This window comes from Streptomyces monticola, assembly GCF_042665355.1.
Lineage (GTDB): Bacteria > Actinomycetota > Actinomycetes > Streptomycetales > Streptomycetaceae > Streptomyces > Streptomyces monticola.
The window spans coordinates 196,379-220,591 of the sequence record NZ_JBHTCF010000010.1 but is presented as its reverse complement, the minus strand read 5'-3'; the positions used below and the strand labels follow the sequence as shown (position 1 = coordinate 220,591).

At 72.7% G+C, this 24,213-nt stretch carries 23 protein-coding genes; 6 read left to right on the top strand and 17 right to left on the bottom strand.

Annotated elements, in window-relative coordinates; translation table 11 throughout:
• Positions 1-5: 5 nt before the first annotated feature.
• From narJ to ACFQVC_RS23595, 4 genes are all read right to left on the bottom strand, one after another.
• Positions 6-662 carry a nitrate reductase molybdenum cofactor assembly chaperone gene (gene narJ, locus ACFQVC_RS23610; RefSeq protein ID WP_381833717.1) on the bottom strand — a complete coding sequence of 219 codons (657 nt, stop codon included), beginning with the start codon at positions 660-662 and terminating at the stop codon, positions 6-8.
• A gap of 161 nt (positions 663-823) precedes the next feature.
• The gene (locus tag ACFQVC_RS23605) at positions 824-1,318 is read right to left on the bottom strand and encodes a hypothetical protein (protein ID WP_381833714.1); all 495 of its coding nucleotides are present in this window, start codon (positions 1,316-1,318) and stop codon (positions 824-826) included.
• A 63-nt stretch (positions 1,319-1,381) separates the two neighbouring features.
• Positions 1,382-2,404, bottom strand: a complete 1,023-nt coding sequence (locus ACFQVC_RS23600; RefSeq protein WP_381833711.1) for a mechanosensitive ion channel family protein — start codon at positions 2,402-2,404, stop codon at positions 1,382-1,384.
• A 185-nt stretch (positions 2,405-2,589) separates the two neighbouring features.
• Positions 2,590-4,017 carry an FG-GAP-like repeat-containing protein gene (locus ACFQVC_RS23595; protein ID WP_381833708.1) on the bottom strand — a complete coding sequence of 476 codons (1,428 nt, stop codon included), beginning with the start codon at positions 4,015-4,017 and terminating at the stop codon, positions 2,590-2,592.
• 625 nt (positions 4,018-4,642) lie between these two features.
• Between ACFQVC_RS23595 and ACFQVC_RS23590 the strand changes: the two genes are divergently transcribed.
• Both ACFQVC_RS23590 and ACFQVC_RS23585 read left to right on the top strand, forming a co-directional pair.
• A complete protein-coding gene (locus ACFQVC_RS23590) occupies positions 4,643-4,927 on the top strand; it encodes an LPXTG cell wall anchor domain-containing protein (RefSeq protein ID WP_381833705.1) in 285 nt (94 codons plus the stop codon).
• 87 nt (positions 4,928-5,014) lie between these two features.
• Positions 5,015-5,611: a class F sortase gene (locus ACFQVC_RS23585; RefSeq protein ID WP_381833702.1), complete on the top strand. Its 597-nt coding sequence runs from the start codon at positions 5,015-5,017 to the stop codon at positions 5,609-5,611.
• A gap of 66 nt (positions 5,612-5,677) precedes the next feature.
• On the opposite strand, the gene ACFQVC_RS23580 is transcribed toward ACFQVC_RS23585, so the two are convergent.
• The 3 genes from ACFQVC_RS23580 to ACFQVC_RS23570 form a co-directional block, all read right to left on the bottom strand.
• On the bottom strand, positions 5,678-6,154 hold the full coding sequence (locus ACFQVC_RS23580; protein WP_381833699.1) for a GNAT family N-acetyltransferase: 477 nt from the start codon (positions 6,152-6,154) through the stop codon (positions 5,678-5,680).
• Between the two features lie 92 nt (positions 6,155-6,246).
• Positions 6,247-6,810 (bottom strand): hypothetical protein, encoded by a 564-nt coding sequence (locus tag ACFQVC_RS23575; protein WP_381833696.1) that lies wholly within the window; start codon positions 6,808-6,810, stop codon positions 6,247-6,249.
• A 183-nt stretch (positions 6,811-6,993) separates the two neighbouring features.
• Positions 6,994-7,551, bottom strand: coding sequence for a TetR/AcrR family transcriptional regulator (locus ACFQVC_RS23570; RefSeq protein WP_381833693.1), 558 nt, complete (start codon positions 7,549-7,551; stop codon positions 6,994-6,996).
• Between the two features lie 90 nt (positions 7,552-7,641).
• On the opposite strand from ACFQVC_RS23570, the gene ACFQVC_RS23565 reads away from it, so the two are divergent.
• Positions 7,642-8,313, top strand: coding sequence for a molybdopterin-dependent oxidoreductase (locus tag ACFQVC_RS23565; RefSeq protein ID WP_381833690.1), 672 nt, complete (start codon positions 7,642-7,644; stop codon positions 8,311-8,313).
• A 443-nt stretch (positions 8,314-8,756) separates the two neighbouring features.
• Here ACFQVC_RS23565 and ACFQVC_RS23560 read toward each other — a convergent pair whose 3' ends face one another.
• Together ACFQVC_RS23560 and ACFQVC_RS23555 are read right to left on the bottom strand one after the other, a co-directional pair.
• Positions 8,757-9,629 carry a serine hydrolase gene (locus ACFQVC_RS23560; protein WP_381833687.1) on the bottom strand — a complete coding sequence of 291 codons (873 nt, stop codon included), beginning with the start codon at positions 9,627-9,629 and terminating at the stop codon, positions 8,757-8,759.
• Entirely contained in the window at positions 9,626-10,558 is a 933-nt protein-coding gene (locus ACFQVC_RS23555; protein ID WP_381833684.1) for a LysR family transcriptional regulator, read from the bottom strand. The genes ACFQVC_RS23560 and ACFQVC_RS23555 overlap by 4 nt, the downstream gene beginning before the upstream one ends.
• A gap of 115 nt (positions 10,559-10,673) precedes the next feature.
• Between ACFQVC_RS23555 and ACFQVC_RS23550 the strand changes: the two genes are divergently transcribed.
• From ACFQVC_RS23550 to ACFQVC_RS23540, 3 genes are all read left to right on the top strand, one after another.
• Positions 10,674-11,759 (top strand): CE1 family esterase, encoded by a 1,086-nt coding sequence (locus ACFQVC_RS23550; RefSeq protein ID WP_381833681.1) that lies wholly within the window; start codon positions 10,674-10,676, stop codon positions 11,757-11,759.
• A 133-nt stretch (positions 11,760-11,892) separates the two neighbouring features.
• Positions 11,893-13,365 carry a peptidoglycan D,D-transpeptidase FtsI family protein gene (locus ACFQVC_RS23545; protein ID WP_381833678.1) on the top strand — a complete coding sequence of 491 codons (1,473 nt, stop codon included), beginning with the start codon at positions 11,893-11,895 and terminating at the stop codon, positions 13,363-13,365.
• 196 nt (positions 13,366-13,561) lie between these two features.
• Complete coding sequence (locus ACFQVC_RS23540; RefSeq protein WP_381833675.1) at positions 13,562-13,987, top strand: RidA family protein; 426 nt, start codon at positions 13,562-13,564, stop codon at positions 13,985-13,987.
• A 140-nt stretch (positions 13,988-14,127) separates the two neighbouring features.
• On the opposite strand, the gene ACFQVC_RS23535 is transcribed toward ACFQVC_RS23540, so the two are convergent.
• The 8 genes from ACFQVC_RS23535 to ACFQVC_RS23500 form a co-directional block, all read right to left on the bottom strand.
• Positions 14,128-14,883, bottom strand: a complete 756-nt coding sequence (locus ACFQVC_RS23535; RefSeq protein ID WP_381833672.1) for an SDR family NAD(P)-dependent oxidoreductase — start codon at positions 14,881-14,883, stop codon at positions 14,128-14,130.
• A 325-nt stretch (positions 14,884-15,208) separates the two neighbouring features.
• Positions 15,209-15,613, bottom strand: a complete 405-nt coding sequence (locus tag ACFQVC_RS23530) for a VOC family protein (RefSeq protein WP_381833669.1) — start codon at positions 15,611-15,613, stop codon at positions 15,209-15,211.
• 71 nt (positions 15,614-15,684) lie between these two features.
• A complete protein-coding gene (locus tag ACFQVC_RS23525; RefSeq protein WP_381833666.1) occupies positions 15,685-17,541 on the bottom strand; it encodes an ABC transporter ATP-binding protein in 1,857 nt (618 codons plus the stop codon).
• Positions 17,538-19,289, bottom strand: a complete 1,752-nt coding sequence (locus tag ACFQVC_RS23520; RefSeq protein ID WP_381833663.1) for an ABC transporter ATP-binding protein/permease — start codon at positions 19,287-19,289, stop codon at positions 17,538-17,540. The genes ACFQVC_RS23525 and ACFQVC_RS23520 overlap by 4 nt, the downstream gene beginning before the upstream one ends.
• Entirely contained in the window at positions 19,286-20,494 is a 1,209-nt protein-coding gene (locus ACFQVC_RS23515; RefSeq protein WP_381833660.1) for a nitroreductase family protein, read from the bottom strand. The genes ACFQVC_RS23520 and ACFQVC_RS23515 overlap by 4 nt, the downstream gene beginning before the upstream one ends.
• Positions 20,495-20,505: 11 nt before the next feature.
• A complete protein-coding gene (locus tag ACFQVC_RS23510) occupies positions 20,506-21,885 on the bottom strand; it encodes a YcaO-like family protein (RefSeq protein WP_381833657.1) in 1,380 nt (459 codons plus the stop codon).
• Positions 21,882-23,363 (bottom strand): CocE/NonD family hydrolase, encoded by a 1,482-nt coding sequence (locus tag ACFQVC_RS23505; RefSeq protein WP_381833654.1) that lies wholly within the window; start codon positions 23,361-23,363, stop codon positions 21,882-21,884. The genes ACFQVC_RS23510 and ACFQVC_RS23505 overlap by 4 nt, the downstream gene beginning before the upstream one ends.
• Positions 23,360-24,208 carry a hypothetical protein gene (locus ACFQVC_RS23500; RefSeq protein ID WP_381833651.1) on the bottom strand — a complete coding sequence of 283 codons (849 nt, stop codon included), beginning with the start codon at positions 24,206-24,208 and terminating at the stop codon, positions 23,360-23,362. Before ACFQVC_RS23500 ends, ACFQVC_RS23505 begins: the two co-directional genes overlap by 4 nt.
• Between the last annotated feature and the right edge of the window lie 5 nt (positions 24,209-24,213).

The following is a 24,213-nucleotide window of genomic DNA, read 5'->3' as shown; positions in this document are numbered from 1 at the left end:
GTCGGTCAGTTCGGTACGGCCAGCAGTCGCTCACGTCGGGGCGAAAGCCCCGCAGGGAGTCCTGCCGGAAGTTCGGCCCGAAGTTCTTCCGGCGGAAGCCCCGCCGGGTGCCCCGCGGCATGCCCGGTGGTCGGCCCTGCCGCATCCCCGGTGGTCTGCCCTGCCGGAGCGCCCGTGCGGCAGATCGCCGCCAGGACATCGGCGTACGGGCTGCGGCACTCGGCCAGAGCCATCCGCAGCAGCTCAAGCGTGGCGCGGTGCTCGGCGAGTGCCCGGCGGCCGGCGGCGGGGTGGCGGGCGCTGAACTCCAGGACCAGCGGCAGGAAGTCGGGACGTTCACCGGCGGGCGGCTGCCAGTGGTGCTCGCGGTAGAGCCGCTGCCAGCGCAACTGGGACGCGGCCCGGTGACGGCCGTCGGCGTCGGTGCGGCAGGGCAGGTGCAGGCTGTGGCGGCCGCGGACGAAGGTGGCCATGTAGCGGGCGGCAAGCTCCTGTTGGGGCAGGCCGGTGACCGTGTCGCAGAAGCGGCGCAGTATCTCCGCCTCGTCGCCCGGCAGGCCCGTCAGGGATGCCCGCGTCAGGCGCAGGCGCTCGGGCCAGTGAGGGCCGGGGTGTTGGAGGAACAGGGCGGCGGCCCGATGGATGGCCGCGGTGTGTTTCATGCCTGCTGTGCTTTCCAGTTGCAGTGAACTGCGTGGGGAATGCCAGCTTGCCCCTGCCCGCGCTCGTGAGCGGGACTTCTTGACGGCCCTTGAATGTACTGGGAAGTCTTTTTTGCCGGGTGTTGGTGAAGCGGGCGCCTTCCGGCGGGGCGATGACGTGCTCAGCGGCCTGTGGCGGTCAGCCCGCGCTTCGGGTCGGCAGTGAGCCCGCCCTGGAAGAGGGTCGGGGGACAGTGCTCTCCATTGGGCCGGGACTTGCGCAGCGTGACGTCCGTACGCTCGTCGAACAGCACCCGCTCGCCGCCGTCCCGCGAGGTGACGGTGAACCGCACGGGCACCGTCACCTCGCCGATGTCCTCGTCGAGCTGCACGCTCGTATGCCGCTCCGAGGTGTGCTCGTCTTCCCCCAAGGTCCTGCTCTCGCAGACTCCTTGGGCGCACAGACGGGCGACGAGCGAGTCCGGATCGGCTTGCGCGGAGTCGGCGAAGCCGGCCGCTTTCCAGCGCACGGAGACCCCCGAATATCCGCCAATATCGGTGCACACCCGGTCCTCGTCGATGCCCCCGCACGCGGTGACCAGCAGGCAGAGCAGGACGACGAGGAACGACGGCGGCGGTGCGTTCGACGGCAGTGGTGCTTTCGCGTGGCGCAGCACGATCCCCCCAGAGACACATCGCGTGTGTGACGCGTCCGGGGGTGCCATCGGTTCCCGGGGGAGTCAGCGCTGCGCAGGAGCGGGACGGCCGTTCGCCGGGAGCGTGTCGTCGGTGTCCTTGTCGGAACGCAGCCATACGGTCCGCTGCGGGTAGGGAATGTCGACACCGGCCGCGTCGAGTGCGTCCTTGACGCGGCGGCGCAGCTCGCGGGTGACGGCCCACTGCTGCAGCGGGACGGTCTTGACGGCCAGGCGGACGAGGACGCCGTCCGCATCGAGGGACTGCACGCCCCACACCGACGGGTCCTCCAGGAGGATGTCCTGGAACTTCGGGTCGGCGCGCAGTTCGTGGCCGGTCTCCTCCAGGACGCGGTAGACGGTGTCGAGGTTCGACTCGTAGGCGACGGAGACGTCCAGGACGGCCCGCGCCCACTCCTGGCTGTCGTTGCGGACCCGGAGGATCTCGCCGTTGCGGATGTGCCACAGACCGCCGTTGAGGTCGCGGATCTGGGTCAGGCGCAGACCGACGTGCTCGACTTCGCCGATGGCCTCGCCGAGGTCCACGGAGTCGCCGACGCCGTACTGGTCCTCAAGCATGATCAGCATTCCGGACAGATAGTCGGCGACCAGGCTCTGGGCGCCGAAGCCGATGGCAAGGCCGACGACGCCGGCACTGGCCAGGAGCGGGCCGAGCGCGATGCCGATCTGGTCGAGGACCATCGCCGTGGCCATGATGCCGATCACGACGGTGACGATGCTGCTGAGCACCGAACCGATGGTGCGTGCGCGCTGTTCACGGCGTTCGCCGGCCCGCGAACCGTCCCGCTGCAGCACGGCGGGGCCGCGGCCGCCGCCACGCGGCTCGCGCGCACTGTCGGACGGCTCCAGGATCCGCTGCACGATGCGGGTGATGGCCTTCTTCGCCACCGCCCGGAAGATCAGCGCGCCCACGACGATGAGCGCGATGCGCAGCGGGATGCCTATCAGGCTGCCGAGGTTGTCCCGCAACAGATCAGGGACCGAGAACGCCAGGTCGGTCCCGCTGCCGCCAAGGGTGTGCGGGGCCGGATTGCCGGTGGGTGACACGGGTTGCTGCTCCACTTCGTCGAGGTCTGGACTGGACGCAGTGGGGACCCTAACCGGCACGGCCGAACCGGGTCGAAACACGTGAAGGGGACGTGTCAACGGCGTGATGACCCTGGGTGCGCGGGTCTCGCGCGGGGAGCCCGTCGACGGGACCCGCGCAGCCCGAGGGCCGAGCCGCTCCGGCCTTACCGGGCGATCTGACGCCCGAGCTCGGCGTTCTTCTCGGGGGCGCCGAGGGCCGCGGGCCCGAAGGACGCGATACCGGAGGTGATCAGGCCGTTGCGGCTGCCGCGCAGCAGCCAGGCGGCGCCCGAGTCGGCATATGTCCCGTCCTCGCCCGGCGCTGCGGCGGCGAGGTCGGCACGGTCGTTGGCGTTCACGTCGAGCAGCGATACGGCGGTGCCGAAGGCGTCGTCCTTCTCCGACGCGCCGGGCACGCCGGGCGAGGACTGGTTGAAGGCCTGCGCTCCGGTCCCGGTCAGACCGTTCGCGCCGCCCTTGAGCAGGACAGCGGCGCCCGCGTCCTCCACTCCGTCGAGGTCCTCGCCGGGTACCCCGGCCGCTATGTCCGGGTAGCCGTCGCCGGTGACATCCCCCGCGGAGATCGTGTAGCCGAACTGGTCGCCGTAGTTGCGGTCGCCGTCACCCGGCTCGCTCGCACCCGGCACCCCCGGCGTCGACTGCGTGATCTTCGCCGTGCGCGAGGAGAGGCCGTTCGCCGAGCCGTACACGACGCGGACCGCCCCGGCGTCGTACTCCATGGTCTCCGAGACCTCGTCGACCTCACGGGCGACGAGATCGCCGTGCCCGTCACGGTTCACGTCGGCGACGACGCCGCCCACGGTGTAGTGGCCGGTGCCGGTGGACGTGTGCGAGACACCGCCCGAACCGCCCTTCCACAGCTGGGACTTGTACTGCATCTCCTCGAAGCCGTGGCTGGTCACGATCTCGTCCGCGCCGTCACCGGTCACGTCACCGACGATGAAGTGCAGCGGCCCGAAGGTCTGGCTGGTGGCGATCGCGTCGGAACGGGCCGGGGTGGCCCCGCGGTCGAACGGCCCGTACATGACGGTCATCCCGGCCTCGTCATTGTCATTGTCCGGATAGGCGTCGGTGACCAGGTCCATCGTGCCGTCGCCGTCGAAGTCCCCGGCGGCGAAGTCTCGGGCCTCTGAGGACAGCGCGGTCGCTTCCCGCAGCCCGTCCTTCGACCCCCACAGCACGGTGCTCGGCTGGCCGCCTTCGCGCGGCACCACGAGATCGGTGTTGCCGTCGCCGTCGAGATCGGCGGACGCGGGCTGCGCGCGGCCGAAGTTCCCGTGCTCCTCCGGGTCTCCGGGAACCTGCGGCGTCGCACGGGAGACGATCTGCGGGTGCGCGGTGTCGAGCCCGGCCGATGACCCGTAGACCACCGACACATACCCGGCGTGCGCCTTGCCCCCGACGGTGCCGCCGGGCGCGCCGAGCACGAGGTCGGCGTATCCGTCCCCGTTGAAGTCGGCCGTGCGCGCGGGCTCCGCGGATGGCGCCGCGCCGGCGGGCGAGGCCAGCACGAGGGGCGTGGTGAGCAGCGTGACCAGCGAGACGGCGGCAGTGACGGAACGGCGGTGCATGTATCTCCTCCAAGGGCACCCGCGGGCATCCGGGGCATCACGAACATCCCGGAACTCATGGGCGCGTACGGGCTATTGGGTTCTCAGGGGCTAAAGACACGTCAGATGGCCACGAGGTTGCGGAGGCCTTACCCGAACACGAAGATCCGGCCACATCTCGCACGGCCTGGGGCCGCGGCGCCGCGGAGGCGGGACGGGCGCGCTTACCCCGTCCGGACGTACCGGCGACGACCCGCCTCCCGGCCCGCCGTGCCTCCGGTCTGAGCTGCGCAGACGACACGGCCCCCGCGGCTGCAGCCCGGCACGGGACGCCGCACGGCCGGGCCGCCGACATGCGTGCGCTGCGCGGACTGGGGCTCCTCACCTTGAGGGCGGACACCTCCTAGCGGCGGCGCAAAGGCGCGGCCTCCGCCCCAGAGGAAGGCCGGATCATGCGCAGTGCCCGTGCCCGTTCCATATCCGTCGTCGTCGCCGGAGCCGCCGCCGTCTTCGTCCTGGGAACCACCACCGCCCAGGCGGAGCCCTCCGCCGCCCGGGCCGAGGCGTCCGCGTGGAACGCGGCAGCCGGCTCCTGTTCCGAGTCCAACGCCATCGCCCAGCAGGCCAAGGCCGACTACGACGCGCGATGCGGAAGGACTACCAAAGGATCATCAATGACGGGGGACACCCGGACCAGTCGCAGCGCGACGCACTGGCCGACGCCAAGTCGAAGGCCGACGCGGCCGAGTCGCAGGCGGCCCGGTGCGCCAACGACCAGGGCTCCCAGGAACCCAGGGGCGCCATGCGCACGGGCGAGGGCGGCACCAGTGGCGGCGACGACACCCTGGCGGTGGCAGGGGCGGGAGCCGTGGCCCTGGCCGGCGCGGGCCTGCTGCTCGTCCGCAGGAACCGGTCCTCGCAGCGTTCCTGAACGTGCGCCGCCGCATAGGGAAGTCGAGATCATGAACGGCAGTGAGCGCGGCGGGCGCGGCTGGAGGACCATCTCCGCGACCTGGTCGTGCCTGGCCGCCGCTGCCGTACTCCTGCTCATCGGCACCCAGTCCGCGCCCCCTCCACCGCAGCCGGGAGGGGCGCAGGCGGCGGCGCGCCCCGACGCCCCACCGCCACAGGAGCGGACGGCGCGGCACACCGCCCCCTCGCTCCCGGCGTCACCCCCGACCCGGGTCCGTATGTCCCCGCCATCGGCGTCGACGCACCGCTCACGGCGCTGTCCCTGGAACAGGACGGCCGCCTGGCCGCGCCGCCCGCGGACCGGCCGCGCCTGGCGGGCCGGTACGCCCGGGGAACCCCGCCGGGCAGCACCGGGACGGCCGCCATCGCGGGCCACGTCGACACCGACAGCGGCCCCGCCGTCTTCTACCGCCTGGGCGCCCTGCAGGCGGGCGAGCGCGTCCTGGTGGACCGGAGCGACGGCACGACCGCCGAGTTCACCGTCGACACCGTCGCGGTCCACGACGCCGACCGGTTCCCCGACGAGAAGGTCTACGGCCGCTCCGCCCGCCCCGAGCTGCGCCTGATCACCTGCGGCGGAGGAGCCGACGCCAAGAACAACCGCTACCGCGGCAACGTCGTCGTCTACGCCCACCTCGGGTGACCGCGGCTCGCGGGTGCCACTGTGAGGGGCCCCTGCCAGTTGCCACGGTGAGGCGGCCCCCGGGTCTCACCGCCGGGGCCGCCAGACGTAGCGGACGTCCGGCTCCCGCTCTTCGTTGCGCCGGCCGTCCGTCCGCTCGGCCGCGAGGAAGCCGTGCCGTTCATAGAACCGCCGCGCCGGTGCGTTGACCTGGAACGTCCAGAGCGCGAGCCCGTCCGGGCGCCGCTCCTTGGCCAGGGCCATGAAACGGTCGCCCAACCCCCGCCCGCGCCACGACGGTTCGAGGTAGAGCTGCTCAAGCTCCCCGCCGTCCAGCTCCCCGCCGTCGAGCACGAGGAGCCCCACGACACCGCCATCCGCGACCGCCACCCAGGTCTCGTACCGCACCACGACCACATGCGAGAACCAGGCCCGCACCTCGGCGTCGTCGTGCGCGCGGCGCACCGATGGCAGCGCGGCGCTGAAGGAACGCAGCCACACATCGGCCGCACCGGGCGCATCGGAAGCGTCCGCACGACGGAGGACCACGTGATCACTGTGCACGAGCGAGACCCTCGCAGATCACCGGCCGGAGCGCATACGAATTTCTCGGTGGCCTACCGGGGTCCGCCCGCGCCGTGCCGAGGGCGCGGTGACTACTTGTGGTCGACGTACCACTTGGTGCAGCCCCTGCCCCCGCTCACGGGGAAGATGCAGGTACGAACGGCGTAGCTGCGGCCCGTGCCCGGGATCTGCAGCTGCACGGCGTCCGTCGCCATCCAGTCGCCGACGTTCGCCTCGGCCCAGCTCGCCTTGTTGCCGCAGCTGTCGTAGCGGCCGACCGTGGCGGGGTGCTGCGGCTTGTCCGTCATCGTGAACTTCTTGTAGCTGCGCTGGATCTGGACCGTGTCGCCCTTGGCGATGTCCGTGACATAGGCACGGGCCTTGTCGTCCTCGATCCTCTCGGTCCAGAGCTCGGCGTCACGCCCCTTGTACGACTTGGTGCTGGAGACGCCGTAGATACCGGCCACCCCCCGGCAGAGCGCCGCTTCGGCCTCCGAGGACTTCCCGGCGCCCTGCGGGGATCTCGCGGTGGCCGTGGCCGTGGCTGTGGCCGTGTCGGCGCCGGCCGGTACGCCGGATGCGGCAACTCCCGCTCCTGCGAGCAGAACTGGACCCACGGCGAATCCGGCCCTGCGGTACTTCCTCGTGACACTCATGGCGCGCATGGCACCCATGGCATCTCCCCCGTTGTCGTTCGAACCGTGCGGCGTGTGCAGGAAGGTGCCCCCTGGATCATGGACCACGGCGACGCCGCTCGGGGAGTAGTCTCCGCGCCCTCACGCGCCGGCTCCAGGAGTTTCGGCCCCACCCGGAACACGGCGTATCCGGTACAACTGCCCCTACTGCAACAGCCGTTGCTGGATGAGTCCCATGACTTCGGCCGGACTGCGTTCGCCGTGGTCGACGGTCAGCAGCCGGTTGCCGATCCACACTGTGAAGCACAGCGTGCAGCGGACCTCGACCTCGTCGGGATCGGCGCAGAACTCGCCGAACAGGCGGCGCAGGTAGTCCATCCGCCGGTTGTCGACGCGTCGCAGCCGTTCCGCCACCTCCGGGTCACGCCGTGACCAGTCGCGTACCGCGAAGTCGGTGTGGATGTCGGTGAGCAGACCGTCTCCGGACGCGGCGACGGAGAACAGCCGCCGCAGCCGCGTCCGCGCATCACCGCCACCGGCCTCGACCTTCTCGATGACCGCCGTGGTCACGTCCTGCTCCCAGGCGTCGAGCATTTCGCCGAGCAGCGCCCGGCGGTCGGTGAAGTGCCAGTAGAAGCCGCCCCTGGTGACGCCGAGTGCCTGGGCCAGGGACTCGATCCGTACCGCCTCCACCCCGCCCGCGGTCAGGGCCTGAAGGCCCGCGGCGATCCAACTGCCGCGCGGGGTACGCGCCGTGGCCATGGTGCAGGTCACCTCTCCGGCATCTGTACAGCACTGTATGGATCACTCTACTGTCGTCTTCCATACAGTCCTGTACGGATTGGGGGAGTCATGAAACTTCCGCCCGGCCAACGCGCCGTCGACGGATTCCCGCGCTTCGGCACCCATCTCCACCATCCGCCTCCGCCCGTCCCCGCCGACCCGGTGATCGAGATCGGCGGAGCCCTGACCGAGGGCGTCACCCTGTCCGTGGCCGATCTCGCCAAGTTGCCGCGGCAAGAGCTCGCAGCCGACTTCCACTGCGTGGCCGGATGGACCGCAACAGGCTTGCTTTGGGAGGGAGTTGCGTTCGAAACGCTCTACCGCACACAGGTCGAACCGCTGCTCGAGCCGGACGCGTCGATCAGCCATCTGGTCTTCGAGGGACTCGACGGCTACCGGTCGACCGTGGTGCTGGAGGACGCCCTGGCCGAGGACGTGGTCATCGCTGACCGTCTCGACGGACGGCCGCTCGACAGCGACCACGGCGCGCCGGTGCGCCTCGTCAGCCCCGGCCAGTACGGCTACATCAGCACAAAGCACCTGTGCCGCATCGAAGTTCACGCGTCCAGGCCCCCGGACCCCGACCGGTGGTCGCCCATCGCAGGGCACCGCAGGGCGCGGGTCTGGCAGGAGGAACGGCACCGCCACCTGCCCGGCCGTGCGGTACGTCCGTTCTACCGGACACTGATCGGGCCGATCCGCAGACTGAGCGCCCGGGGCAGCCGCACAGGCCAAGGGTGAGGGCCGGGCGCCCGGCTGGCGTGATCTTCCGCGAGCCGGGGGCCAGTGACCAGGTTGGGCCGATGAATGCCAAGCCCGCCCATGTGCATCGTTCCGCCTCGACCTGGCAGCAGCCGTGCCCGCCACCGGCGTCCGCCGGGCGCGCCGCGCTGGTCGAGCGGATCGCGCGGCAGATCCTGGCGAGGGGCGATGGCCGTCTGCGGTCCGCCGCCTGCTGTTGGGGCCCTGCCGCTCCCCGGCGGCGGCCACCTGCGTGCTGTGCGCCATCGACCCGCTGACGCAGCAGGACCCCACGGCGGCCACCTTCGCGAGCCCGCGCATCATCGGCCCCGTATCCGAGGCCGCATCCCATGCCGCATCCCATGCCGGATCCAACGACCCATCGAATCCCGCCCGTTCTGACTGACCTTCCGCCCGGCCGGCATCCCGCGTACGCCCGAGGGCTACGGCGCCCGCAGTGCGTCGACGGCGATGCGGGCCGCGGTGCCGATGACGGCGTCGGCCGGGGGCAGCGTCGCCGCCGTGCTCGCCGCGCGGGTGAAGACGGCGATGGCGTAGCGGCCCCCGTCGGGGTATTCGACGACGCCGACCTCATTGCGCACGGTCGGCAGGCTGCCGGTCTTGCCTGCCACATGTACGTCGTCGAAGGGGAAGCCGGAGGCAAGGCGGTGCGGCCATACCTGCAGCCCGAGCAGGCGGCGGATGGCCGCGCCGTGTTCGGCCGTGCAGGCCTCGTCGCGCCAGACCGCCCTGAGCAGACGCGTCATGTCCCGCGGGGTGCTGTGGTTGGTGCGTGCCGGGTCGAGGGCCCTGAGCCGGGTGAGGACGTACGGATCGGTGAGGGCCTGCGCGCCTGCGGGCCCCGCGTCCTGCCGCACCGTCTCCATGAGTTCGCCGAAGGTGAGCGTGGCGTGCGTGCGGCCCAGGCCGAGGCGGGCCGTGGTGGCGTTGACGGCGTCGAGGCCGACACGGGCCAGGAGCAGGTCGGCGGCGGTGTTGTCGCTGACCGCCATCATCAAGTAGGCGAGGTCACGCAGGGACATACGCACGGGGTCGAGCATCGCGGACAGACCCGTGGGCCCGGCGGTGCGGCCCGCAGTGGGGCACTCGACCTGCTCGGTGAGGTCCAACCTTCCTGCCGCGGCCTGCTCGTGCAGGGTGACCAGCAGGCAGAGCTTGTGCACGCTGGCCGTGATGACCGGCTGATCCGCGCCCGCGGCGACCTGCGTTCCCGAGTCGATGTCGAGTACGTGCAGCCAGCCGGTGACGCCGGCGTCGTCGAAGGCCGCCCGGATCCGGGCGAGGGTGGTGGTCACAGCCAGAACTCCGCTGCCGGGCGCAGGTGCAGGGGACGTGGAGGGGTGTCGGGGGCCGCGCCCGCGGTGTGGTGCAGGGCGCGGGTGACCGCTTCGGTGAAGGCGCTGACGGCGGCATCGCCGCGCCCGCGCGGCCACGCGACGGACTGCCGCCAGGCCAGCGGGGCACCGGCCAGCGGACGCCAGGTGAGGTGCGGATCGGAAGAGGCGTCGCCGGCGTGGGCGTCACGCGGGGCGAAGGTGACGGCATGCGCGGACCGGATGAGACCGCGGATGAAACTGGCCCCCTGCCCGTGCCGCACCACGGAGGGCGTGTAGCCGTCGCGGGCGCAGGTGGTCAGCAGCTCATCGTGCAGTCCCGGCGCCGTGGCGCGCGGGAACAGCACCAGGTCGTATCCGTCGAGGGAGGCGAGCGGCACTTCGTCGAGCGCGGCGGCCGGGGCTCCGCTCGGCAGGAGCACCCCCACCTCGCGCCGCAGTACGGGCCCGAGTTCGAGGCCGGTCACGTCGCACGGGTGATGGATCAGACCGGCGTCCAGGTCGTGCGCGGCGAACTGGGCCAGCTGCTCCGCCGTCGACAGCTCACGCAGTTCCAGCTCCACCCCCGAGTGCCCCTGGAAGTCCGCGACGATCGCCGCGACCGTCTCACCGGCGACATCGGGCGGCACAGCTGCCCGCAGCAGACCGCTCTCGCCGTCCCGGACACGGCGCGCGGTGGCTTTGAGGGCCTCGGCCCTGGCCAGCAGCTCCCGGCTCTCGGCGAGCAGCAACGTACCGGCCTTGGTGATCGTCACCTGCCGGCTGGTGCGCTCGAACAGCCGGACCTCAAGAGCCTTCTCCAGGCGCTGGATGCGCTGCGACAGCGGTGGCTGGGCCATGCCGAGACGCTCGGCGGCCCGTCCGAAATGTGACTCTTCTGCAACAGCCACGAAGCACTCCAGGTGCCTTATCAGGTCCACGATCAGCAATCATATCGGAGATGCATCAATAGCGTGGCGATATTGAACTTGGACATAGTGGGACGGACGCTGGTCTCCTGCGGGCATGACCAGCGCTCCTTCGCCACCCAAGCCGGCTTCGTCTCCGCCCCCACCTGGGCCCACGCTCGCGGCCGCGCGCCGCGCCCTCGGGCTCCGTCCCTGGTGGCGCGCCCTGGCCGTCGGCATCGTCCTCGCTGTCGGACCGGCCGCCTGCTCGGTCCCCGACGCGCCCGAGGAGGCCGCCGCAGGCAGTACGCCGGAGGACGGGCGTACACCGGAGGCCGGCGGCCCGAAGCGGAACGCGCCCACTGCCCCCGCCGCCCCCACCCGCAGAGAGCTGCGTGTCGACGGCGTCGAGCGGAGCTACCTTCTCCACCGGCCCCGGGCGGCAGGCACGAAACGCATGCCGTTGGTCGTCGCCTTTCACGGACGAGGCGCCGATGCCGCCGGTCTGCGCGCCATGAGCCGTCTGGACTCTGCCGCCAGGGCCCGCGGCATGGTCGTCGCGTTTCCCGAGGGACTGCACTCCGGCTGGGGCGCCGGTACCGCGAAGACCCGGGGCAGGCCGGACCCCGACGCCGACGTGCGCTTCACCGAGGCCCTGGTCGCCGACTTGGTGCGCACTGAGCGCGCGGACCCCGACCGGGTCCACGTCACGGGGTTCTCCAACGGTGGTTCGATGGCGCTGCGCGTCGCGGCCCAGCGGCCCGGACTGGTGGCAGGCGCGGCCGCCGTGTCCGGTCAACTCCCCGGCGGGGCGGCCGAGGTGAACCCCACCGGGCCCGTGCCCACACTGATCATTTACGGCGCCGACGACCCCGTACGTCCTCTCGAAGGCCTGGCCACTCCCGCACCCGCGCCTGAGGGCCAGGAGCCGGTCACGCCGACCCGGTCGGCCCGGGCCAGTGCCGAGGCCTTCGCCGCGGCGGCCGGAGCCCGCCGGCCGACGCTGCGGGCCGAGGCGGGCTACGACCGCACCACCTGGCGAAACGGCACGGACTTGGCCGCCGAGCTCCTCGTCGTGCGAGGCGCGGGCCACACCTGGCCGGGCTCCTCCGTCCCGGCACGCCCCGGCTTCGGCCGCACCAGCACCGCTCTGGACGCGACCGCCACGGTCCTGGACTTCCTCGCCCCCCGAAGCCACCGCTGACGCGCCACCGCTGACGCGCCACCGCTGACGCGCCACCGCTGACGCGCCACCGCTGACGCGCCACCGCCCAGCACCGCGCCGGGCACGCCCGTCCGGACACGCACCCGTACACGAACAGGAGCACACCCCGACCATGAACAAGCCCCTGCGGCACATAGCCGTCCTCTGCGGAGTGCTGGTGTTGGCCCTGCTCCTGAGGATGACCTGGGTGCAGTACGTCACCGGTGACGCCCTGGCCTCCGACCCGAAGAACCGGCGGGTGCAGATCGAGAACTTCGCACAGCCGCGCGGCGACATCATCGTCGGCGGCCGGCCGGTGACCGGCTCGGAGGAGACCCGCGGCTCGGATCTCAAGTACAAGCGCGTCCTCAAGGACGGCCCGATGTACGCGCCCGTCACCGGCTACCTCTCACAGGCCCAGGGCGCCTCGCTCCTGGAGGGTGTCGAGAACGACGTCCTCAACGGCAAGGACCCCCGGCTCGCCACCAGCCCGGTCGGAATGCTGACGGGTGAGCGGCCACGCGGTGGCGATGTCGTCACGACCATCGACCCGGACGCACAGAAAGCCGCGTACAGGGGACTGACGGATCTGGACGCCAAGGGGGCGGTGGTCGCCCTCGACCCGCGCAGCGGCAGGATTCTGGCCCTGGCGAGCACCCCCTCCTACGACCCCTCCGTCTTCGCGGGCAACTCGCGCAAAGAAGGGGAGAGGTTCAAGAAGCTCGACGAGGACAAGAGCAAACCACTGAGCAACCGGGCCCTGCGCGAGTCGTATCCGCCCGGCTCCACCTTCAAGATCCTCACGGCGGCGGCCGCCCTCGACCATGGCGCCGTCACCGACGTCAACGCCCCCTCGGGCGCCCCGGCGCCCTACCGGCTGCCGTCGACGCGCACCGAGGTCGGCAACGTCGTCCCCAACTCCCAGTGCGACAAGGCGTCCATGAAGACCGGCATGCAGTGGTCCTGCAACAACGTCTTCCTCGACGCCGCGCTCAAGACGGGCCTGCCGGGGATGCGTGAGACGGCGGAGAAGTTCGGCTTCAACAAAGAGCAGTTCATCCCCGTCCGCGCGGCCGCCAGCGGCTACCCCGACCGGCTCGACAAGCCGCAGACCGCCCTGACCGGCATGGGCCAGGGCAGCGTCACCAGCACGCCGCTGCAGATGGCCATGGTGACCGCCGGTATCGCCAACGACGGCAAAGTGATGAAGCCCTTCCTGGTGGACGAGTTGCGCGGCTCCGACCTGTCCACCATCGAGAAGCATGAGCCTGAGGAACTGAACCAGGCCGTCTCCACGACCACGGCCAAGAAGGTCCAGGAGATGATGGAGTACACGGTCAGCGACGGCTCCGGCAGCAAGGTGAACATCGACGGCGTACGGGTCGGCGGCAAGCCCGGCACGGCCCAGCACGGAGCCGACGTCCGTGACGAGCGTCCCTACGCGTGGTTCGTCTCCTACGCCAAACTGCCCGACGGTTCCTCCCCGGTGGCGGTCGCCGTCTTCGTCGACCCCGAGGACATGGACATCTCCCGCGCCGACATCGCGGGCGGCCGCCTCGGCGCCCCCATCGCGAAGGCGGTCATGCGGGCGGTTCTCAAGAACTGAGCGTCGGCGTGCAGTGGTGGGCCGGTGTCCGCGATGCCGCGGAGGACCCGGACCCGGTCCATGCCTTCCCGGGCGCGAGGCCCTCGGGAATGGATCACGGCAATCCATGGCTGTCCTGCTTGATCGTCATCGAGCCGGCGATCGTCGTCGCCGTCACTCGGTGACGCACAAGCAGAATTGAAGGAGCGCCAGCAGCATGTCCGTCACACCATCCGCCGCCGAGCGTGTACGCGTCTCCGCGGAACCCGACTGGTACGAGTCGGCCGGCATATCGCTCGGCATCCGCGTCGGGAATCTGGTCTTCACCTCGGGCCAGGCCCCGATCGACGCCCAGGGGGCCACGGTCGGTTCCGGGGACTTCGAGGCTCAGGCCCGCCAGGCGCTCGCGAACCTGTCGACGGTATTGACGAACGCGGGCTCCAGCCTCGCCGACGTGGTCAAAGCGACCGTGTTCGTCACCGACATCGCACGGCAGGACATCTTCGCCGAGCTGCGCGCGGAACACTTCCCCGACCGGCCCCACCTCGCGGAGTCCTTCGTAGAGGTCTCCGCACTCGCCGACCCCGAGTGGATGATCGAGATCGAGGCCATCGGGCTCGTCCGGAGCGCAGGAACGAGCTAGAGCGGATCAGCAACACCCGCAAGGGAGTTCCGCGCAGTGGCGGTCCGGTTCCGCCGCCGATTGGCTCACCCGCCGCCCGGTCCGGCAATTGGGGCGACACGCTCGCCCCGGCGTGAGCGCGACTTCCCCCTCCAGGCGCTTCATGCGTCGGCTCCCGGGCGCAGGGCGTCGGAGATCGACTTGGCGCCGCCGTGGGCGGTGCAGCCGCCGTCGACGGGGATCTCGGCTCCCGTGATGAACGAGGCGTCGTCGGAGAGGAGGAAGGTGGCCAGCGGGGTGATCTCGTCGACTGTTCCGGTGCGGCCGAGCGGTGTCTCGCGCAGGTTGCTCTCGCGGAAGGCGGGGGCGGCGGATGCGGTCATCTCGGTCTCGATGAAGCCGGGGTGGATCGTGTTGACGCGGATACCGCGCGGTCCCAGTTCGAGCGCGGCCGTCTTGGACAGGCCGCGCAGGGCCCATTCGCTGGCCGTGTACGCGACCGGGTAGTGGGCGGTGAGGGCGGCGGACGAGCCCACGTTGACGATCGAGGACCCGGGCGGCATCAGCGGGGTGAGGTGCTGGATGCCGAGCAGCGGGCCGGTGACGTTGACGGCGTGGACACGCGTGAAGTCCGCTGCGCTCACCTCGTCGATGCGGGCCCGCCAGGTGATGCCCGCGTTGTTGACGAGGCCGTGGATCCGCCCGTACGACTCCCGCAGTCGGGCGGCGAGTTCGGCCCACTGGGCCTCGTCGGTGATGTCGAGCGGGCGGATGCCGTCGGCCTCGGTGACGTCGGTGGCGATGACGCGGTCGCCCTCGCGGGTGAGGGCGGCGGCCTCGGCGGCGCCCTGGCCGCGGGCCGCGCCCGTGACGACGACCACCTTGCCGAGGAGCCGCTGGGGCGAGGGGTCGCTCACGGCCGCTCCCGATTCGAGCGGCGGCCCGCGGGGGCGTGGACCCGGAACGCCGGTCCGTCCGGGGCCGAGAGCGCCGTCAGGGCAGAGGGGCTGGCGAAAAGTGGGGGAGCGGGGGCAGGGTTCACGGGCAGGTCCTCCTGATTGCGATGGGACCGATCTGGACCCGCCGGCGTTGATCAGGGAAATGGACCGCGTGGATGCCTGTCATCCATGAGGCAGATCTACGCTGGTCAGTGCCGGACGGCAGTCTCCCGGCCGCGTACCGCGTCGAACGGCAACGGAAGCTCGTGTACCCGGCCCGGTCGGCGCGTTGGGCCGCCTCCGGTCAGGGGTGGCGGCCCGCGAGAACGCAGAACTCGTTTCCCTCCGGGTCGGCGAGCGTGGTCCAGCTCTCGTCGCCCGTCTGTCCGACGTCGGCGTATCGGGCACCCAGGTCGAGCAGGCGGCGGACCTCTTCGTCCTGCTCCCTGTCGGTCGGGTTGACGTCGATGTGGAGCCTGTTCTTGATGGTCTTGCCCTCGGGCACGCGCGCGAAGGTCAGCGTCGGCGGCACGGGCCCGGGGCGGTTCTTGCCCTCCGGCACCCGGGGGGAGCCGATGGTGACGACAACTGCGTCGTCCCCTTCGTTCTCCTCCTCCAGCACCTCATAGTCGAGGACGGAGCACCAGAACCGGGCGAGACCACGGGGATCGGCACAGTCGATCGCGAGCTCGGTGAACTTGCTGGCCATGTCGGATCTCCCAGTCGAGTCGCGTAGCGGGCCGGATCAAGGCCACACGCTAATGCTCCCTGGTGAGATCTTCACGCAGTCGGCGGCGAGGGGAGCGCGAGCACGCGGTTGAGCGCGCCATCGCGGCGGGCCGTGAGCTCCTGCCAGGTGCCCTCCTCGGCGATCCGGCCCGACTCCAGGACGGCGATGCGGTCCGCGCGGCGGATCGTGGCGGGGCGATGGGCGATGACGATCGTGGTGCGCACCGTCTTGCCCAGTGCGGCCGCGAGTTGGGCGTCTCCGACGTTGTCCAGGTGGGCGGTGGTTTCGTCCAGGACAAGGACCTGAGGCTCGGTCAGCAGGGCGCGGGCCAGGGCGATCCGGGCGCGCTGGCCTCCGGAGAGGGTGGCGCCGCGCTCGCCGACCAGGGTGTCCAGCGGGGCGATCCGGTCGACGCCGCAGAGGCGGGCCGTTTCCGTCAGCGCGTGGTCGTCCGCGTCGGGCGCGGCGAGGCGCAGATTCTCGGCGAGCGTGCCGTGGAAGAGGGGAGTGTCCTGGCTCACCACGGTGACGGCGCGGCGGAGTTGGGCGTCGGCCAGGTCCCGGAGATCGACGGGATCGCCCCGGTCGGGCACCAGCCGTACGGATCCCGCTGAGGGATCCCAGAAGCGGGCCAGCAGATGGGCGCAGGTCGACTTGCCGGCTCCCGAGGCGCCGACCAGGGCCAGGGTCCGTCCCGCAGGAACGGTCAACTCAAGGCCGTTCAGGACCAGTTGGTCACCGTAGGAGAAACTCACGTCCTGCAGATGGACGCCCAGGGGCCCTGACGGCAGCGGGTGTGGCTCGGCCGGAGCGGGGGCGAGTGCGGGGGCCTCGAGGGCCGCGTCGACGCGGGCGGCCGCGGCACGGAGGCCGATGGCCTGGCTGAGCGCCCTCGCTGACTCGGCGATGGGGCCGAGCACCGAAAGGGCCAGGGCCATCGCCGCGGGAGCCCAGGCGCCGTGCAGCCGTCCGGCGGTCACGGACTGGGCTGCGGCGGCCACCACGCCGAGCACCGCCAGGACGATCAGGAAGTCGCGCACGGCGGCGGCCATGGCCTCCCAGGTGGCTTCGGCCCGCTGGGCCCGGCCCACCCGCCGGCCCTGTTCCGCGAGCTGCTCGCGCCGTGCGGTCAGCCCGTCGAAGGCGAGCAGTTCACGCAGTCCGTCCACGGTGTCCACGGTGTCGGCCGAGAGCCGCGCGGTGGCCGCGCGGGTCGTCGCGCCACGCCGTGACCTGCCGCGCATATCGGCGAAGGGCGCCGCGACCAGCAGTGCGGCGGCCGGTGCGACGGCCACGAGCAGCCATGGCTCCACCGTCGCCAGTGTCGTGGCGCCGACACCGAACACCGCGCCGGACGCGAGGAGTTGGGCCGTGGTGTGGGCGTAGAAGAATTCCAGCGACTCCACATCCGCCATCGCGGTGGCCGCCAGGTCCCCACTGCGCTTCCCGGCCACACGGGCGGGCGCGCTGCGGGCGAGCCCGTCGAAGACCCGCACCCGCAGCGCGGCGAGGACGCGGTAGGCCAGATCGTGCGAGAGGTCCATCTCGCGCCAGGTCATCAGGGCGCGCACCAGGACGAGAGCGACAAGGGCGGTGACCGTGCCGGCCGAGGGGGCGAGCCCGTCGATGACGGCGGTGCCGACGGTGTGCGCGGCCAGCGTGAGCAACGCGACGAGCGAGCCCTGTTCCAGCAGTGCGGCGGCGCAGGTGCGGGCCATCATCACGCGGTGCCCGGCCAGGGCGGGCAGCAGGGCGCGCAGGGAGCCGCGCGCGGGCACCGACGCCTCGGAAGCGCCCCCGCCGTTCGTGGTGTCGTTGGAGCTGGAGCTGGAGCTGGAGCTGGAGCTGGAGTTGGCGTTGGCGTTGGCGCATGCGGTGGCGGTGTCGCTTGCGGTGGTGGTGCTCATGCCGCGAGGTCTCCTTCAGGGGTACGGCCATGGGTGCGGCCCGCCTCGACGAGTTCCGCGTAGACGCCTCCGGCCTCGATGAGCGTGGCGTGGGTGCCGATGGCGTCCACCCGCCCGCCGTTGAGCACCACGATGCGGTCGGCGTGCCGGACGGCGGCGAGCCGGTGGGCGACGACCAGGACGGTGCGGTCGCCCGCGGCCTCGATCAGCTCGCGGACGATGTCCGCCTCGCGGCGTTCGTCGACGGAGCTGGTGGCCTCGTCGAGGACGAGCACGGAGGCGTCCGCAAGGAGGGCGCGCGCGAGGGCGAGCCGTTGGCGCTGGCCGCCGGAGAGCGTGGCACCGCGTTCGCCGAGGACGGTGGCGTACCCCTCGGGCAGGGCGGCGATCTCATGATGGATGCCGGCGGTGCGCGCCGCGTGGACCAGTTCGTCGTCGGCGGCGCCCGGCCTGGCCAGACGCAGATTGTCGGCGATGGTGGCGTGGAAGAGATAGGTCTCCTGGGAGACGACGGCGATGCCCTGCCGCAGGGAGTCGAGCCGGTACGCCGCCACGTCGCGGCCGTCGACGGTGATGAGCCCCTGCTGCGGGACCCGGTGGCGCAGCAGCAGCGCGACGAGCGTGGACTTGCCGGCGCCCGAAGGGCCGACGATCGCGGTGGTGCGGCCCGCCTCCGCGGTGAAGGTGACACCGCCCAGCGCCGGTTCCCCGGTGTCGCCGTAGCCGAACTCGACGCTGTCGAAGCGCAGTTGGGGCGGCCGGGGCCAGTGCGCGGGCGCGGTCCCGTCGTCGGGGACGGCGGCTTCGGCGGTACGCAGCGCCTTGAGTCCGTCGGCGGCGGAGACGCCCAGGTAACCGGCGTGCCATTCGCGGGACAGGTCACGCACGGGCCGGAAGCACTCCGAGGCGAGGAGCAGCACCAGATAGGTGCCGGTCGCCGCGGTGGATCCGGCCGCCGCAGACCAGCAGGCAAGCAGTGCCGCGGCCACGGTGCCGCCCTGGACGGCCAGATCGGTCAGACCGGTGTCGACGAGGGATACGCGGAGCTTGGCGACGGTCGCCTGGTGCAGCGCGGCCGAGCGGCGCTCAAGGCGCTCCCGGGCCCGGCCGACCGCCCCGGCCGCGCGCAGGGCGGGCATGCCCTGCAGCGCCTCCAGGTAGTCGGCGCCCAACCCCTCGTAGGTGTCCCAGTGTTCCTTGCCGCGCTTGGCCAGGAGCCGGTCCCAGGCGCGCGGCCCGGCCAGCGCGAGCAGCAGGGCGGGGACGAGCCCGAGCAGTGCGACCGGTTCGATGACGGCGATGACGGCGAGGAGCGCGGGCGGCACCGCAAGGGTGATGAGCAGTTGGGGCAGATAGCGCGAGACGTACGCGTCGACTCCCTCCACCCCGTCGACGAGGGTGGTGCGCACGGCTCCGGCGCGGGCGCCCGTGAGATGGGCGGGTCCGAGGCGTCCCAGGTGGGCCAGGAGTTCATCGCGCAGACGCACCCGGACCTCGGCCCCGGCCCGGGTGGCGGCGCGCCGCTGGACGTAGCCGAGACCGGCCCTGGCGGCGACGGAACCGAGAACGGCCGCCAGCAGCAGGGGGAGTTGGCGGGTGTCGCCACGGGCGACGGCGGCGAGCGACAGGGCGAGCAGGATGGCCTGGGCGAGATGGGTGAGAGTGACGGCCCCTTGCAGGAAGGTGGCCGTGAGGAGTCGGCGCCGCGCGTGGCGGGCGGCGCGGCGCAGCTCCGGGTGGACGATCACGAGGTCCCCTCCTTGGGGTGGTCGGTGCCGAGGGCCAGGCCGTGGACGATCCAGTCCCGGCCCGGCGTGGTGCCGAGCGCGGCGCCCAGGTCGGCCTGTTGCCAGGAACCGACGGGCCGCGCGGCGAGCCCGTGGCGGGCGGCGGTGAGCTGGGCCAGGCCCACCGCGAACCCGGCGCGCAGATGCGTCCGGCGGATCTGCTGGGCCGGGGCATCCGCCGGGCAGCCGTGACCGAGGAGCACGGCGCCCGCATCGGCGATCCAGGCCTGGCCCGCGGCCCAGACGGCGAGCGTGGGCCGGGCCTCACCCGCGGCGAGCGTGCGCAGGGTGCCGTCGTGGCCCAACTCGACCAGTCCTGGCCGTGGTTCACCGGTGGCCGCGCACCAGGCGAGCGCACCGGAGCTCGCTTCGACGGCGGTGGCGAGGACCGCCCGCAGGGCCTCTTCGGAAGGGGCTCTGTGCGGCAGCGGGGTCGGGGCGCTGCGGCGGGCCAATAGCTCCCGTGGCGCGGGCGCCTCGGTTGCCGGGCGTACGGCAGGGGGCGGGGTGATGTGCACCGCGGCGAGGGCGCAGCTGTCGCGCGGGGCGAGGAGCCTGCTGTCGCGCGCCGCGTGCGGGGCGCCGTCGCCCGCGACAAGAGAGCCACCGTCGAGGGATGCGCCGCCGTGGAGCGATGCGTCGCCGTCGAGCGCTGCGCCGCCGTCGTACGTGTCGAAACGCAGGCCGGACGGATCGCAGCCCAGCGCGCGAGCCGCGAGCCAGAGCGCGGCGGCGGCGTGCCCGGTGTCAAGGAGCAACAGCGGCCAGGCCCGGTGGCCGTAGTGGGACAGGGTGCGCTGCGCGGTCACGGACAGCTCGACGCGCACCCCGGGAGCGGCCTCGGGTGCCGGGCCGAGCCGGTGCACCCGGTGGCGCAACGGGTCGTAGCCGTAACACCCGGACGGCAGCGGACAGTTGGAGCCCACGACGAGCTGGGCGTCCACCGGGTGCAGGCCGCCCGCCGACGGAGCGGGCCGCAGTCGCCCGCCACCGTCCGAGGCCGCGAGCGACAGGCGCAGCAGCATCTCCAGATCCAGTTCCCCGCGACCGGCTTGCGGCACCGGGCGCGGAAGCCCTGGCCAGGCAGGGGTGGCCGGACCCGCGGGGGTGTCGGGGCCCGGCGGTTCGGCGGAGCGGGCCCGGGCGAGAGCGCTGACGAGATCCACGGCGGCCGTCATCACATGTGGGGCGGCGGAGCGAGAGTGAAGTCCTGGGGTGCGCCCGGCGCGGTCGTACGCCAGCCGCGGGCGAGGGCGGCATCGGCCAGGCGCGGACAGCCGAAGTACCCGAACGCGGCCGGGGCATTGGGGAGCAGTCCGGAGACCAGGACGCGGGCGACCCGCAGCGCCGTCTCGGCGACGTCCTCGGTGGTGAGATCGAACGTCATGACACGGTGGCCAGCGTCGTGCAGGGCACCTTCCAGGCGGTCACGGCTGGAGGGCTGCACGTCCTCGATGGCCACGGTTCCGAGCGCCGGCTCGGTGAAGCGCCGTGCCTCGGACGCCATCCGCGGATCCAGCCACACCTGTACGTGCGCGCCCAAGTCCCGTACGTGCTCGAAGTGTTCACCGCATGCGTCGAGGTAGCGGGCGTCGGCCCGGTGGTCCAGGTAGAGGCCGCGGGCGAGCAGCCCGGCCTCGACGGCCTGGAACACCCATCCGTCGGGGCCGGTGAGGCCCTGCGTGAACACCCAGGTGTGAACGGCTTCCAGTACGGCCTTGCGGGCGGCTTCGGCCGGGTCGTACTTGCAGGCGAACCCGGCGGCGTGGATACCCAGGCGCGGGTCGTGGGCGAGCGCGGCCACGCAGGGCGCGAACTCCGACGGCATCTCGACGAGATGGACCTCGAGGCCGGATCCGGCGAGGTCGTCGGCGAGACCGGGAACGCTGTCCGGGTCGATGCCGCGCGCCGGACCGTCCAGGTGCCACCACAGCTCCAGGGCGTCCCGCTCCACGATCTCGAGGAGGCCGCGCTCGACTGCGTCGTCGAGGCCCTGCCCGGTGGCGATCCCCGCGTAGTTGAGATGGTGGGTGCGCGGCAGTGAACGCAGCTCGCCCTGGCGCCAGTTGAGGTGGGTGAGTGCGACCGGAGCCCAGACCTCGGCGCGCTGCCCGCCGGGCAGGCGTTCGGTGCCGCGCGCCCACAGGGCCGGCGTGTCGGGGGTCAGCGGCCGGTAGGGGAACTTGGCGCGGTCGTACTGCCAGTCGGCATAGGCGGGCAGCTCGTCCGGACCGTAGAGCCGCAGGCCCTTGCCGGTGAGCTCGGCCGCGGTGGCGCGCAGCGGGGCGTCCGGGTGGCCGGTCGGCGGTACCCGGTTGCCGCAGTAGCGCTCGATGCCCTCGGCGATGGCCGCGATACGGGCGCCCTCCGGGTCGCCGAAGGTGGTGCCGAGCGACACCCGGTCGGCGGGCCACAGGCCGAGCCTGCGGGCGTCGGATATCTCGGCGGTGAGCGCGGTGTAGCGGGGCGGGGCGCCCTCGGGGTGCTCCACGGGCTTGACCTTGCGGACGATGCCGCAGACGGGGTCGACGAGGGCTTCCAGCGGCAGCGCCGTCATTGCAGGATCTCCTGGGCGGGGTCGAGGGAGGCGGGACGGGAACGGAGCACCGGAAGGCGGAGCTCCACATGTGCGGGGAAGACCTCACGCCGGGAGGCGAACAGCCGGGTGGCGGTGACCGGGTCGTCGCCGGTGTGCGGATTGCGGGCGTGGGCCGGGAAGTGGTGCCCGGCGATCTCCAGGCGGAGCCGCGTGCCCGCGCGCAGCCGCCGCGCCAGCAGACCGAGGTCCACGGTCAACTCGGCAGCCCGGTCCGGGGGTTCGGCGTGCCGGACGATGCCGACGGCGAGCCGCTCGGCCGCTCCGGCGGGAGTGAGGGCCACGAGCCGGGCGGCCCAGTCGGCGGACGGGGTGTCGGCGCTCGCGCGTATCCGTACCTCGGCGGGACCGATCAGGTCCAGGGGGCGTGGCAGCGGTGGCGTGACGAGCAGACAGCGATCGGGCGTGCCGCTCGTGGGAACCGTCAACGTCCCTGAATCCAGCGGGTGTTCAGGGTCGGCCGTGAAGCGCGCCCCGTGCAGCAGCCGCAGGGATGGGGTGTAGGGCTCGCCCGTAGTCCCGGCGGGCACCCACAGAGGGCTGCCGCCCAGGCCGATGGCACCACCGGGCCCGTCCGCGAGGTCCTTGGCCAGGGCGGTGCGAGCCCAGCGCGCGTACAGCTCGCCGAGGTTGGTCCGGTGGGCGGGGCGGGCGTCGGGTCCGGGGGCGGCGGTCAGGCCGTGCCCCCAAGGTCCGAGCAGCAGGCGGGCCGAGGGCCCGCCCCAGCGGCGCCACAGGGCGACGGTGTCCTCGGTGAAATGGTCGTGATGGCCGCCCACCGCGAGCAGCGGTATCGCGGCCTGCCCGGCCCGCGCGACGAGCCGGCCGCGTGCGCGGTGGCGCCACAGCCGGGGCCAGGAGGGCAGGGGGCGGCCGAGCCGGTTCGGCAACTCGCTCACGGGCAGCCGGGAGAGCAGCTCGGGGTCCGCGGCGAGGGCCACGTCCAGGGCGTGTTCGTCGGAGTCGGGCCGGTCGCCGTGGGCGGCCCACCAGCCGGCGCGGGCCAGGAGCCGTTCCACGCCGGACGGTTCGCGCGCGGTGTCGGCGCCACCCAGGGCGGGCACGGCGGCGATGACGGCGTCGGGGCGTGCGTCGTCGGGGGCGTCCAGGGCGAGGGTCAGGGCGCAGTGGGCGGCGTAGGAGGCGCCGGTGGCAACCAAGTGGCCGTCGCTCCAGGGCTGTTGGCGCAGCCATCGCACACTTGCCGTGCCGTCGGCGGTCTCGTTCGTGTACGGCTGCCACTCGCCCGGCGAGGCATGCCGGCCGCGTACGTCCTGGACGAGCGCGGCGAACCCGCGCCGGACCCAGCCGTGTGCTTCGCCGCGATGCCGGCGCCGGTCGTAGGGAGTGCGCAGAAGCACGGCCGGGAAGGGCCCGTCACCGGCGGGGAGCCGGACATCGGTGGCCAGACCGTCGACGGCCACGGTGTACGAGGTCATGCGGCGCTCTGGGGCATGGGCGCGACGGCGGGCACGGGCAGGACCGGATGCTCGGTGACGGTCAGCGTGCGCAGATCGACACGGCGAAGCCGGCGCCGGGCGGGCAGGCCGTCATCGGAGGGGGCGGAGTCCGTGGCCCATCGGGTGAGGTCGTCGGCGAGCAGGACGGCGAGCAACCCGGCTGCGGGAGGCGTGAGTTGGAGGGGTGCGCCGGAGGTACGGGGCCCGCTCCAGTAGGCGCTCAGTTCGCGGTGGGCGGGTGTGGCGGCGAGACGGCGGGCCCGCACGTGGGCCGATGTGACATCCCCGGCCGTGGCCGCGAGGGGTTCGATGTGGGCCTGCCAGCCCTCGCGGTGGCAGCGCAGCCAGGCGACACCGCGCTCGGGCAGCCGGTCGGCGGCATCCCACAAGCCCGCGGGCACCGGCCCGTCCAGGCACCACACGACGGCGGCGGGACGGCCCTGCGCCGGGCCCTCGGTCAGCTCCTCGTGCGCCTCGGAGGGCGTCACCTGCCGTGGCGCCGCACCCGCGGCCCGTAGATACCCGGCCAGTGGCTCGGTCAGAACGGGGGCGCCGAGCAGCCATATGTCCCGGCGGCCGGCGGGCCAGACGGTGGGCTGCGGGGCGGCGGTGAGGTATCCGGCGTCGTCGAAGGCCCGTACCAGACGGTCGAGTTCGGCGTCCGGCTCACCGGGCACGGTGCCGGAGAGGCGGGAGAGCAGAGCGTCCTGGTCCGCGCTGCCCGGGTTCACGCCGAGGAACTGTCCGTCGGCCGTACGGACGGCGAGACCGCGTCCGGGCACGGCGACGACGTCCACACCGGGGGCGAGTTGGCTGCCAGACACGTCAG

What these genes read in the sequence shown, in the direction of transcription:
- ACFQVC_RS23565 (WP_381833690.1), top strand. Translation starts at nt 7,642, where the DNA reads ATGAAACTTCCGCCCGGCCAACGCGCCGTCGACGGATTCCCGCGCTTC.
- ACFQVC_RS23545 (WP_381833678.1), top strand. Translation starts at nt 11,893, where the DNA reads ATGAACAAGCCCCTGCGGCACATAGCCGTCCTCTGCGGAGTGCTGGTG.
- ACFQVC_RS23525 (WP_381833666.1), bottom strand. Translation starts at nt 17,541, where the DNA reads ATGAGCACCACCACCGCAAGCGACACCGCCACCGCATGCGCCAACGCC.
- ACFQVC_RS23540 (WP_381833675.1), top strand. Translation starts at nt 13,562, where the DNA reads ATGTCCGTCACACCATCCGCCGCCGAGCGTGTACGCGTCTCCGCGGAA.
- ACFQVC_RS23595 (WP_381833708.1), bottom strand. Translation starts at nt 4,017, where the DNA reads ATGCACCGCCGTTCCGTCACTGCCGCCGTCTCGCTGGTCACGCTGCTC.
- ACFQVC_RS23510 (WP_381833657.1), bottom strand. Translation starts at nt 21,885, where the DNA reads ATGACGGCGCTGCCGCTGGAAGCCCTCGTCGACCCCGTCTGCGGCATC.
- ACFQVC_RS23570 (WP_381833693.1), bottom strand. Translation starts at nt 7,551, where the DNA reads ATGGCCACGGCGCGTACCCCGCGCGGCAGTTGGATCGCCGCGGGCCTT.
- ACFQVC_RS23575 (WP_381833696.1), bottom strand. Translation starts at nt 6,810, where the DNA reads ATGAGTGTCACGAGGAAGTACCGCAGGGCCGGATTCGCCGTGGGTCCA.
- ACFQVC_RS23590 (WP_381833705.1), top strand. Translation starts at nt 4,643, where the DNA reads ATGCGGAAGGACTACCAAAGGATCATCAATGACGGGGGACACCCGGAC.
- ACFQVC_RS23505 (WP_381833654.1), bottom strand. Translation starts at nt 23,363, where the DNA reads ATGACCTCGTACACCGTGGCCGTCGACGGTCTGGCCACCGATGTCCGG.
- ACFQVC_RS23550 (WP_381833681.1), top strand. Translation starts at nt 10,674, where the DNA reads ATGACCAGCGCTCCTTCGCCACCCAAGCCGGCTTCGTCTCCGCCCCCA.
- ACFQVC_RS23530 (WP_381833669.1), bottom strand. Translation starts at nt 15,613, where the DNA reads ATGGCCAGCAAGTTCACCGAGCTCGCGATCGACTGTGCCGATCCCCGT.
- narJ (WP_381833717.1), bottom strand. Translation starts at nt 662, where the DNA reads ATGAAACACACCGCGGCCATCCATCGGGCCGCCGCCCTGTTCCTCCAA.